This window comes from Myxococcus sp. AB025B, from assembly GCF_006518215.1.
In the GTDB taxonomy this organism is placed as follows: Bacteria; Myxococcota; Myxococcia; order Myxococcales; family Myxococcaceae; genus Myxococcus; species Myxococcus fulvus.
In genome coordinates this window covers 1-429 of the sequence record NZ_SRLW01000730.1, presented here as the reverse complement: position 1 = coordinate 429, position 429 = coordinate 1, and the positions used below count along the sequence as shown (strand labels likewise).

Here is a 429-nt window from a genome sequence, read left to right as displayed (position 1 = left end):
GATAGCGGCTATGTCCGGTTTTTTCATTTAACTCATACCAACGGGCTACCGTTTCGTTAACGAATACCACTTCTGTTCGTTCGGCAGGAATTAAAATATCCCCGACAAGGGCAATTTCTTTTTTAATTAAACGATCGTATATTGCCCGATTGATCATCGCGGCTACAGTGAACGTGTCATAACTTGTGGAAATGACGGGTAAAGCGAGGCGATCAGCCAGCTGAATCGCCTCATCGCTCGTCGAAAACCCGCCGGTAATTAATACAGCTGCGCCCGCCCGCAGGCCGTATACATGAGCCCGATCGCGGTTTCCAACGATCAGTAAGTTACCGGCATCCACATAACGCATCATTGCTTCTAACTTCATTGCGCCAATCACAAACTTATTCAGCGATTTGTGCAATCCCTTCCGTCCGCCGAGCACCTGGC

General features: G+C 48.7%; 1 protein-coding gene. It reads right to left on the bottom strand.

Going from position 1 to position 429, the window contains the following annotated elements:
* A partial coding sequence (locus tag FL311_RS43715; RefSeq protein WP_255510419.1) for a DRTGG domain-containing protein occupies positions 1 to 429 on the bottom strand: 429 nt, incomplete at both ends.